Annotated in this window: 16 protein-coding genes and 1 pseudogene; 3 read left to right on the top strand and 14 right to left on the bottom strand. The window is 23.9% G+C overall.

All coding sequences use genetic code 11. From position 1 onward, the window contains the following. Positions 1–206: 206 nt before the first annotated feature. The 10 genes from D3Z33_RS16145 to D3Z33_RS16100 all read right to left on the bottom strand — a co-directional run bounded on the left by D3Z33_RS16145 (position 207) and on the right by D3Z33_RS16100 (position 5,217). Positions 207–464 (bottom strand): hypothetical protein, encoded by a 258-nt coding sequence (locus D3Z33_RS16145; protein ID WP_160198799.1) that lies wholly within the window; start codon positions 462–464, stop codon positions 207–209. 253 nt (positions 465–717) lie between these two features. After that, complete coding sequence (locus tag D3Z33_RS16140) at positions 718–1,521, bottom strand: CPBP family intramembrane glutamic endopeptidase (protein WP_160198798.1); 804 nt, start codon at positions 1,519–1,521, stop codon at positions 718–720. 150 nt (positions 1,522–1,671) lie between these two features. Then, entirely contained in the window at positions 1,672–1,941 is a 270-nt protein-coding gene (locus D3Z33_RS16135; protein ID WP_160198797.1) for a hypothetical protein, read from the bottom strand. Between the two features lie 269 nt (positions 1,942–2,210). Then, positions 2,211–2,510 (bottom strand): hypothetical protein, encoded by a 300-nt coding sequence (locus tag D3Z33_RS16130; protein WP_160198796.1) that lies wholly within the window; start codon positions 2,508–2,510, stop codon positions 2,211–2,213. A 73-nt stretch (positions 2,511–2,583) separates the two neighbouring features. Next, positions 2,584–2,739 (bottom strand): hypothetical protein, encoded by a 156-nt coding sequence (locus D3Z33_RS16125; RefSeq protein ID WP_160198795.1) that lies wholly within the window; start codon positions 2,737–2,739, stop codon positions 2,584–2,586. A gap of 147 nt (positions 2,740–2,886) precedes the next feature. Beyond that, the gene (locus tag D3Z33_RS16120; RefSeq protein WP_160198794.1) at positions 2,887–3,087 is read right to left on the bottom strand and encodes a hypothetical protein; all 201 of its coding nucleotides are present in this window, start codon (positions 3,085–3,087) and stop codon (positions 2,887–2,889) included. Positions 3,088–3,308: 221 nt separating this feature from the next. Next, positions 3,309–3,455, bottom strand: a complete 147-nt coding sequence (locus D3Z33_RS16115; protein WP_160198793.1) for a hypothetical protein — start codon at positions 3,453–3,455, stop codon at positions 3,309–3,311. 132 nt (positions 3,456–3,587) lie between these two features. Next, complete coding sequence (locus D3Z33_RS16110; protein WP_160198792.1) at positions 3,588–4,112, bottom strand: GNAT family N-acetyltransferase; 525 nt, start codon at positions 4,110–4,112, stop codon at positions 3,588–3,590. 179 nt (positions 4,113–4,291) lie between these two features. Further along, on the bottom strand, positions 4,292–4,600 hold the full coding sequence (locus D3Z33_RS16105) for a DUF3781 domain-containing protein (RefSeq protein ID WP_431768844.1): 309 nt from the start codon (positions 4,598–4,600) through the stop codon (positions 4,292–4,294). A gap of 218 nt (positions 4,601–4,818) precedes the next feature. After that, entirely contained in the window at positions 4,819–5,217 is a 399-nt protein-coding gene (locus D3Z33_RS16100) for a hypothetical protein (RefSeq protein ID WP_160198791.1), read from the bottom strand. Positions 5,218–5,739: 522 nt separating this feature from the next. Here D3Z33_RS16100 and D3Z33_RS17220 point away from each other — a divergent pair. The 3 genes and pseudogenes from D3Z33_RS17220 to D3Z33_RS16085 all read left to right on the top strand — a co-directional run bounded on the left by D3Z33_RS17220 (position 5,740) and on the right by D3Z33_RS16085 (position 6,841). Further along, on the top strand, positions 5,740–5,901 hold the full coding sequence (locus tag D3Z33_RS17220) for a helix-turn-helix domain-containing protein (protein WP_431768845.1): 162 nt from the start codon (positions 5,740–5,742) through the stop codon (positions 5,899–5,901). Positions 5,902–6,021: 120 nt separating this feature from the next. Further along, positions 6,022–6,150, top strand: a pseudogene (locus D3Z33_RS17215) (helix-turn-helix domain-containing protein); the annotation flags it as partial. 289 nt (positions 6,151–6,439) lie between these two features. Further along, complete coding sequence (locus D3Z33_RS16085; protein WP_160198790.1) at positions 6,440–6,841, top strand: GNAT family N-acetyltransferase; 402 nt, start codon at positions 6,440–6,442, stop codon at positions 6,839–6,841. A gap of 104 nt (positions 6,842–6,945) precedes the next feature. On the opposite strand, the gene D3Z33_RS16080 is transcribed toward D3Z33_RS16085, so the two are convergent. From D3Z33_RS16080 to D3Z33_RS16585, 4 genes are all read right to left on the bottom strand, one after another. Further along, positions 6,946–7,476: a lysozyme inhibitor LprI family protein gene (locus D3Z33_RS16080; RefSeq protein WP_160198789.1), complete on the bottom strand. Its 531-nt coding sequence runs from the start codon at positions 7,474–7,476 to the stop codon at positions 6,946–6,948. 260 nt (positions 7,477–7,736) lie between these two features. Then, positions 7,737–8,153, bottom strand: a complete 417-nt coding sequence (locus D3Z33_RS16075; protein WP_160198788.1) for a hypothetical protein — start codon at positions 8,151–8,153, stop codon at positions 7,737–7,739. A 288-nt stretch (positions 8,154–8,441) separates the two neighbouring features. Continuing rightward, entirely contained in the window at positions 8,442–8,786 is a 345-nt protein-coding gene (locus tag D3Z33_RS16070; RefSeq protein WP_160198787.1) for a hypothetical protein, read from the bottom strand. 98 nt (positions 8,787–8,884) lie between these two features. Then, positions 8,885–9,086 (bottom strand): hypothetical protein (locus D3Z33_RS16585; RefSeq protein ID WP_207708360.1); only part of this gene is annotated, 202 nt, incomplete at its 5' end.

Here is a 9,086-nt window from a genome sequence, read left to right as displayed (position 1 = left end):
AACTATAGTAAAAAACACCACAATGATAAATGCTAAAATTTTTCTTTTTACAACATTATTCATAAATTATTCCTCCTCAAAGAATTTATTATAATGAGTTTTACTCATTTTATAATTATGTGAAATTGAATAATATAAACTTTAAAATTTATGTTATTACACTTAAATCCAAATGGAATATTTGTTTGTATAATAATAAAATAGTATTAATAGAATTCTAATATTAAAGAAATAACTATTGTACTAGATAATGGTATTAATACTAAATCAAATATTTTTGATTTAAAAGAGTTATTATTATTTAAAGAAATAATTGATAGATAAATGTTATGTAAAGGAACAGTAAGTTTAGTAAACATAATAGCTTTAGGATTGTTACTGTTGTATAAAGCAATTATAGCAATCAAAATTATCTTATATAGTAATGCATAAAGACTTTCTTTGTTTTTAGTTTTTAAATTCATAATAAATTAAACTCCTTTTTAAGATTTACACGAAATAATTAACTATTTATTAATCTAAATTTTAAAATATTGCATTATTTAGCAATATGACAAATGTTGATATTGTTAAAAAATAAATTAATGGAGATATTATATGAAATTTATTAAAAAGATTAATTTATTATCTTTTTTGTTTCTTTTAACGTTTTTATTTTTATTTATTATCAGTTTCTTTATTTTTAATATCTAAGGTCTTACATAAAAGTAAACCTCATTAAAATGTTAATTTATGTTTTTTTCTTTTATCTAATATAAACAACGATATAATTAAGATTGAATTTATAATTAAAACTACAATACTACCTTCAATCTTATAAATACCTCCAGTTAATAATGAATTCCCTTGAAATTTAGTATTTAAAAGATTGGGGTAATCACTTGCCAAAGAAACACCACCCAATATAATTGCTCCAAATGTATTCCAAATAAAATGAGCGATTATTGGTGCTATTATTGTACCTGTATATTCTAATAATAATGTTATAAAGATACTCATTGTGATAACATTAAGTACCGCCACAATACCAGCCTCAAAAGCTCCACCGTGCATAGCTGTAAATAGAGCTGTGGTTATAAATGTTGCTATAATTATATTATATTTTTGTTTCCATAGTTGATATAAATATCCTCTCATTATCATCTCTTGCATTATTACATTTAATAATACTGATAAAATCCAAATCCAAAAATAATTAATATTATTTTGACTTTTTATAACCATAGTTTTTGTAAATAAAAGAATAGCAACAACAATTCCTAACCATAAAACCCCTATTACAGTACCGATCAAAATATTTTTAAAGAATTTTGAAGTTATTGGAATTTCAACTCTACTTTTTTCTACTAAAAAAACAAAAGTAAAAGAGAATAAAATTGTCAAAAGAAATGGTATAAATTCTGCCCATAATCTCCAGTATACATTATTATCTATTTTTATATCAGGAATAACTCCAATTAATACAGCCCATACTACAAAGAAAATAATAGTTTTAAAAATTGTATTTAAAAACTTTTTCAATATTGATTCTCCTCTAAATTTACTATATTTTATTTTTATTATATCTGTATTTATTATATTTAACTTTTACTTAATAGTACTTATGTGAAACTCAACATTATATCATTGAAATATTTAAATTATACAAATCAATAACCTAATACTTTAACTTTATACAAAACCAAACATTGCTATAAGTATGAAAAAAGTAAATATTAAAATAATATTTAACAATAGAAAAAACCATTGTTTCTTATATATACTAAAACCACTTCCTATTAATCCTAAAATAGGATTTATAGTTATACTTACAATTCCCATAGGTCTAGGACCTTGTCCTACTATACTTTCTAAACTATCATATGGAATTATATAGGCTATAATTACTAATAGTAATCCTAGTATAACTGTTAGTTTTGGTATTCTTTTAGCTTTAAACAATTTTATTCCCCCTTTTTCTTGATTTTTGAAAATAATAGGATTAACCCTATTATTATAATGATAATGGCTATAAAATCATATGACGTTGACCGTAATTCAAAATAATATAGTAATATTCCAATTGTTAATAATACAGTTGATAAATTTTTCATTTCCTAACCACCTAATTTTTGTTTTGATATAAATCAATATATAATATTTGAACAAATTTATTTTTAAGTAATATTATTTTATAGTTTATAAATATTATGAAATATGTATCTCCCTAATTATTCCTTTAGTACTTTATTCTTTTCATTAATTTTCGTTTCTTTGTATGCATAATTACCAATATAGAGCATCATTATAAAATACCCATATAAAATTAAAAATCCTTTAAACTCTAATTTAAGAAAAATCATTAAAAGAAATGTTGGCAAAAATGAATATCTAAAAAATGTATTGATAAAAGGAATATTTTTTGGAAACAATCCTTCTCTCTCCATTTTTTCTTTCTTTGATTTTATATGGAAATGAAGTATGATATAAAATCCAAACATAATAATAAATGTAAATAAAACATATCCCATCTAGAATATCCTCCTCTCATTTTATTAATCAATTAAAGTAGATTCTAGCTCTTCTGGAACACTTGAATTAAACTTACTTTTTTAATAGAAATATTGAAGTGAATCCTATCAGCCCACCTATCAAAAATAACCATTCTTTCCATATTACATAACCTATACACCCTGTACATAATATAAGCAAACTCCAAATCAATGATGATGCCTTTTGTGAATTTTCTGATTTTCTCATTTAGTTTCCTCCATTTATATCAATAATCTTTATTTCACAATTTTCTACTGCTATGTCATGACATTAAAATGTAACACCTATAAAACCCCAGATAATGAATTGAATGAAAATTATTATTTTTACTGAATTTATATCCACGTATACCCTCTATAATAATCCGAAAATCATTTTCAATAATAATCCTATAGGATTATTTGATTTATAAAACACTCCTACAATTATTAATATCGCTCCTAAAGATGTTAGTAACCATCCCAAGATACCATCAAACATAAAATGATTAAATTCTAAAAATATAATAATCACTCCTAATAATATTAGCATGATATTAATTTTTTGAGCTTTCACTATTTAACCTTCTTTCATAAACAATTATTTATTATTTTTCTAGTTAGAATTTTTTATATAATAAAGTTCATTATAATTATTTTTCCATATATAGAGTTCTTGAATGTCCAAGTAATTTTATATTTCACTAAATATTTATACTTTACTATATATGACACTTATTAACCATGACTCAAATAAGTTTGTTATATTTAATATTAAGTAAAACTCCATTTTTCCACCTAACTATGAGGTTTTTTAATATATTTCATTACTAGATAAATTCCAAAGACTCCTAGAGCTAATAATAGTATTAATATTGAAGTATTAAATATTTGAAGTAATAACATGGGTAAATCTGGTTTTATAACTATTTCTGGTGCTTCCATATAATTCTCCTTTCTTTTATAAAAAATATGTCAATTTGTCACAATGAAGATTAGGTAAAATTGAATATCAAGTAACTATGACGTAGTTTATAAATATTACGCAATGATCTATCACAAATTGTATTCTTGATTTTAATCTAAAGTTATCCAGTATCTTTGTGTAATACTATTTCCTTCTGGCATCTCATTTTCTAATATACCACCATTATTTATAATAGTCTTTGCTGATGCAATATTATCTTTATCACAGGCTATTAAAACTTTTTTGATATCTAACTCCAAACATTTTATCAAGGCTAATTTTAACATCTCAGTTGCATAACCTTGCTGTCTTTCTGATCTTCTAACACTATATCCTATATGCCCACCAAAATTTAATAAAAAATCATTTAAACGATGCCTAATATCAATCATACCAATTAAATAATCATCATTAGTAGAAATAGCCATATATGTAGTTGATGGAACTAAACCATCCCTCACAGTTTCTTCTTTTAAGTTATCACGAAATACACTATACCATTCTTCAAAAGTTTCAGCATTTCTTAACCCTGCAGTGCCATCCATGCTATCCCCATTTTTAATAAATTCTCTTTTATAATCCATAAGTTTCTCTTTATACTCTGGTGTCGGTAAAACTAATTTCAATCTATTCATTTTCTCCCTCCAAATTTATATGAAAAATTATCCCTTCACTATAATTCTACAACTATGTCACTATAAACTTGTCAGTTTATCATAATTGCTATTAAGTAAAACTTAGATTACAGCATAATGCGTAGTTTATAAAATTTGCGTAATAAACCATGTTTTTTAAGGCTACAACAAACTGGAATTTATCTATTTTTTAACTTATGAGCAGTAATTATCGTATAACTAGAAGCATTAACTGTTATCTCACAATCAGCTATTCGAATATACCAATTTTTACCTTTCCTAACTACGCTACTATTCGACTCTTGAATTCTTTGTCTACACCAATTAACAACATCGTCTACATCTAAGCATAGATTTCTTTTAATTCGTTCTACCCCTAAGTCAGTTGTATTCAATTTGTCCAAGTTCAAAATTAACAGTGTGTTTTTATTGTTATCATTAATTTGGTCTGTCATATATTCTCCTTTCAAATTCAAACTACTATCCATTGAGTAGTTTTCGTCTTTCATATGTCGTATTTTCTAACTACCACGTCATCATAAACTTCTATATAAAGTATTAAATTTACTTTAATTAAATATCTATAATTTACCATATATGATACTTACAAACCATGACTCAAATAAGTTTGTTATATTTAATATTAAGTAAACTCAATTTCACGTTATAATACTACGTAGCTTATAAAGAATATGTCTCTTAAGATTTATGGGTGTTGACTAGTTTTATTTGTCACAACTTTTAAATTAAATATCTTAAAAAAGAATTGAGAAATAACAATTAATGCAAAAAATATAGCAAATATAATCAGCTTGTATGTTAAATTCGGAATTAAGCTTATTAGAAATGATATAGGTATGATTAAGGGAATAATTGTCCGATAAAAAATTGTTGATGTTATTTCTATTACATCTCCATCTTTAACTGCTATTTTATTGCTATTAGAACCAAATCGCGTAACTTCCAAGTTAGCTTTACCTTTAGGAATTTCAACTTCTATATGTTTTTTCTCCATAACACTTCCTATTCTTTGTCCATTCAATTTTATTTGAATTTTTGAAGCGACACCTAGCCATCCAGTATTTCGTTTAATAATAATCGGCATTTAATTATCTCCTCTATTTTAAAATATTAATATCATACTTCTATATTGTATTATTTATTCTCTTCTTCATTGTAAAGGTTCTCATGAGTTTAATATAATTCTAACTCCCCTTACAATTGATCTATCCTTATGGATATATTTTCTATTTTTTAAATCTATACTTATTTTACCATATATACTATTTGTTTGGTAGTTACATTTTATAAACTGTAAATAAATGTTGAACTTAGTAATTAAATAAATATAATCACTTGTCTATAGGTAACTTTTCTTATGTTTTTTATTTATTCGACAAGTATCGACTAAAAGGGGGTATTGCAATGAAAAAATTTTTTATAGCATTTATTGTATTGAGTATTTCATTATTATCTATTTATTTATTAATTATGCTTATTATGAAAATCACTATAATGATAAATTTAATTATGAACAATTAATATGAAGCTATATTTTGACATTCAGAATGAGGATTAACAAGCTTTTTGCTTACGCAAGGACAAGCGTTTATTAGCAAAACACAAAATACTAAATATAGAATGGTATATAAACAACTATTCTGACCTTTCTGAAAATACATTAGGGGAACGTATAAGGAAAACTAGGCTTATAAAAGGTATGCTTCAGAAAGAAGTTGCAGCTGTAGCTAACCTTTCGCCAGAAACTATATATAATATTGAAAATTAAAGCATAAAAAATCCTTCTATTAAAACTATAAATAAAATCTCTACTATATTATGTACTACAAATAATTACTTATTAAACTTAAATAATTGTAACTATAATAAAATTTAAAAATTTAGACTTGAAAAAGGTTATACACAAAGAGAGCTTGCTTCTCTTTTAGGAATTCATCAATCTACTTTAACAGATTATGAAAGTGGTAAAATTAAAACAAATAAAAATATATTAAATAACTTATGTAACATTTTGTAAAAAAATTCATAAATATATTATTCTACATTAAGTTGCAAATTCCTTTATATAATGTAGAAACTTTTTAGAGCATAAGAAAAATATTTTAATAATCCACCTTTTATATTCTATGAATAATGTTAAAATAGTAATGCTATAGATAAGTGAGGTACATCGGGAATTGCAGGAACGTTATCTGTAATATCAAAACATTATTAAAAAGACTAAACTAACATGTAAATATTACATGTTAGTAAAAAATGTGAAACTAAGTGAAGATAATTTTTAAAAAACGGAGGTTGAAATAGATATGGATATAAGATATAAAGCCCCCTCAGCGATGGAATATATTTCTTTGAGACTAAAAACAGGTATTGGAACAAAAAATTTATCAAAAACTGAGATTGCTTTAAAAAGTTCACTATTTATTATTTCTTTATGGGAGAAGAATAAGTTGATTGGATTTGGAAGAATTGTCGGTGATCAAGGCATAACTTATGTCGTTACTGATATTATGGTTGATCCAGATTACCAGTGTAAAGGTCTAGGAAAAATGATCATGAAAGAGATTGACTCTTATTTAGAACAGAACACTGATCAGTATGCATATGTATGCTTGATTGCTAATAAACCTGCTGATAAATTCTATTACCAATTTGGGTTTGAATATGTAGAACCAAACTCGTGTGGTATGAAAAGAAAACAAAATTAGTGAAGTAAAGTTGTTTTAAACATAAAAAATAAGGCTAGAGATTTCTCCTTATCCTTAAAATATTAAATATAAAATTATAAAGTTAATATATTTATTTCTGTTTCTTAATCTGTCATATACTGATTTACTAATTCATAACATCTTTCTTTAGTTGATTCATACAAAGATACATAATTCGAAACAAGTTCAAATGTGCCACCTTCATATTTTTTCATTTCTTTATTTGCTTTTTCTTCTTTTTCTTTAATCCACTTAAGTTGCTCAGCTTTTAAGTTTTCCATTACCTCTGGTGATAATTCTTGTTTTAATAAAGCATATATATCATTTAATTCTTCATCGTACATTTCATATGCTTTCCCATAATAACTTTTCATAGCATTTGTTGAACCTTTGTCTGAATCCTTCTTTTCTGGTAAGGCATTCAGTTCTTCCTGAATATTATCTAATCTTTCTATAAATTCTTTTCTTCTTCCTTTTACTTTTGTTACTGTATTTTTTATATTGTCTTCAACTTGCTGATTTTGATTTATGTCACTTGTAGAGTTTTTATTTTCTTCATTATCTCCTCTACATGCTACTAATGTCATTATTGACAATGTTATAACTATAAAAAGTGCACATTTTTTATTTTTCATTTGTATTCTCCTTTTGATTTTATTTGTAGCTTTATTCTTATCTTACCACAATCTTCTTTCAAATCTATAGAACTTTTACTGTATTATAAATAATATAAATCTCCATTACATACCAAGTAATATATCACTATTCTACGTTTTACTACATAACAAATTTTAAGGTTAGAGAGAAATCTCTAGCCTTAAAATAATTTATTCTAATATATATTTTAATAAATTGTTTTACAAGAATATCTTATGTATAGTATTTATAGTTTCATTTATGCAATAAAATGAAATATTAATCCAAAAATAATTAATAAGATAATCTGAGGTAATAATGCTAAAAAATCTTTATATGAAAATGGATTTGAAAACATTCCTATTCCCATAATAGAATACCATAAATTTAAAACAAAAATTATAGTATATATAGCTTTTATAATGATACTATTAGACATTAAATAAGAATACATCATTATAAATATTACAGTAAGTGCTCCTGTTACTACAAAGTCAAATTGAAATATTTTAAAAAGATAATCAAAAATAACCTCTTCTGTATTAAATCCAAATACCTTAAATCCCCAAAATGGGAATAAATAAATTAGAATAATAATAAAGAAAAATACATTAACTAAAATACGACTTAACTTATTTTCTTGATAATAAGATTTTAATGAACATAGCATCTCCATAAATACATCCCCCTTTTTCTTTTTATAATATACTATTTTCCATTTAGTCATCTATATTTTACCATATAATAAAAAATAAGGCTAGAGATTTAAAGTAACCTTAATTTATTTATGTATCTAACTCACAGTAATACAGTGTTTTACTATCTGTATCATAGATAGCAATTGTAAAATTAAATGAATTTCAATTCATTATACTTGTATCATCCTTTTTATCTTTACTCTCACTGTATCTATCAATAAAAAAGTAGTATCGATTTAATATACTTCAAATCAACTTACGTTAATCTAATCTCTCAATAAATACATCGTTTTTAATTTTTGTTCTGTTTTAGTTATAATAAAAAATGGTATTAAAAAGTAGAATAAAATATTTAGTATTGTTATCAAATTATCTGATTTTATGAAGGAAGTTTTAATGTTTAAAAAACTTAAAAATCCAACTAGAAAAAAATACAATCCCAAAACTGAAAGTTGTTTTTCTTTGGTCCTTCTAAATAAATTAGGTTCTTTAATAATATATCTGTTTTTGTCTGGTAGAATTAGGTGTTCTGGTATATATCTCGGCAAAATTATTGCTATTATGCTGACTACGATTATAATTAAATTGCTAATTATCATTGCTTGTTCCATAAATCCACTTTATACCTCTTTTCTTTTTAATTAATACCATATTTATAATTTTAATGATATTATTCTACAAATGAGATTTATTAAAGAAATATTGAATCTTAACTGTTTTTTTCGGCTAAGCTCTTCCCTCTACAAAATTCACAGAAAATGATAAGTAATACTGATGGAACAATATCATCATGTTTAATATTACCTACATATATAATATCTATTATAATATGAGTTAAAATCGTTATTATAGATATTATAGACACTATTCTAAATATCTTAGGAGATAAATCAATTACATTTTTACTATTC

It is taken from the genome of Senegalia massiliensis (assembly GCF_009911265.1).
GTDB lineage: Bacteria > Bacillota > Clostridia > Tissierellales > SIT17 > Anaeromonas > Anaeromonas massiliensis_A.
The sequence above is the reverse complement of the archived record's forward strand: the minus strand, read 5'-3'. Positions and strand labels throughout refer to the sequence as shown.

What these genes read in the sequence shown, in the direction of transcription:
- D3Z33_RS16125 (WP_160198795.1), bottom strand. Translation starts at nt 2,739, where the DNA reads ATGAGAAAATCAGAAAATTCACAAAAGGCATCATCATTGATTTGGAGT.
- D3Z33_RS16100 (WP_160198791.1), bottom strand. Translation starts at nt 5,217, where the DNA reads ATGCCGATTATTATTAAACGAAATACTGGATGGCTAGGTGTCGCTTCA.
- D3Z33_RS16075 (WP_160198788.1), bottom strand. Translation starts at nt 8,153, where the DNA reads ATGGAGATGCTATGTTCATTAAAATCTTATTATCAAGAAAATAAGTTA.
- D3Z33_RS16115 (WP_160198793.1), bottom strand. Translation starts at nt 3,455, where the DNA reads ATGGAAGCACCAGAAATAGTTATAAAACCAGATTTACCCATGTTATTA.
- D3Z33_RS16110 (WP_160198792.1), bottom strand. Translation starts at nt 4,112, where the DNA reads ATGAATAGATTGAAATTAGTTTTACCGACACCAGAGTATAAAGAGAAA.
- D3Z33_RS16145 (WP_160198799.1), bottom strand. Translation starts at nt 464, where the DNA reads ATGAATTTAAAAACTAAAAACAAAGAAAGTCTTTATGCATTACTATAT.
- D3Z33_RS16080 (WP_160198789.1), bottom strand. Translation starts at nt 7,476, where the DNA reads ATGAAAAATAAAAAATGTGCACTTTTTATAGTTATAACATTGTCAATA.
- D3Z33_RS16070 (WP_160198787.1), bottom strand. Translation starts at nt 8,786, where the DNA reads ATGGAACAAGCAATGATAATTAGCAATTTAATTATAATCGTAGTCAGC.
- D3Z33_RS16085 (WP_160198790.1), top strand. Translation starts at nt 6,440, where the DNA reads ATGGATATAAGATATAAAGCCCCCTCAGCGATGGAATATATTTCTTTG.
- D3Z33_RS16130 (WP_160198796.1), bottom strand. Translation starts at nt 2,510, where the DNA reads ATGGGATATGTTTTATTTACATTTATTATTATGTTTGGATTTTATATC.
- D3Z33_RS16105 (WP_431768844.1), bottom strand. Translation starts at nt 4,600, where the DNA reads ATGGATAGTAGTTTGAATTTGAAAGGAGAATATATGACAGACCAAATT.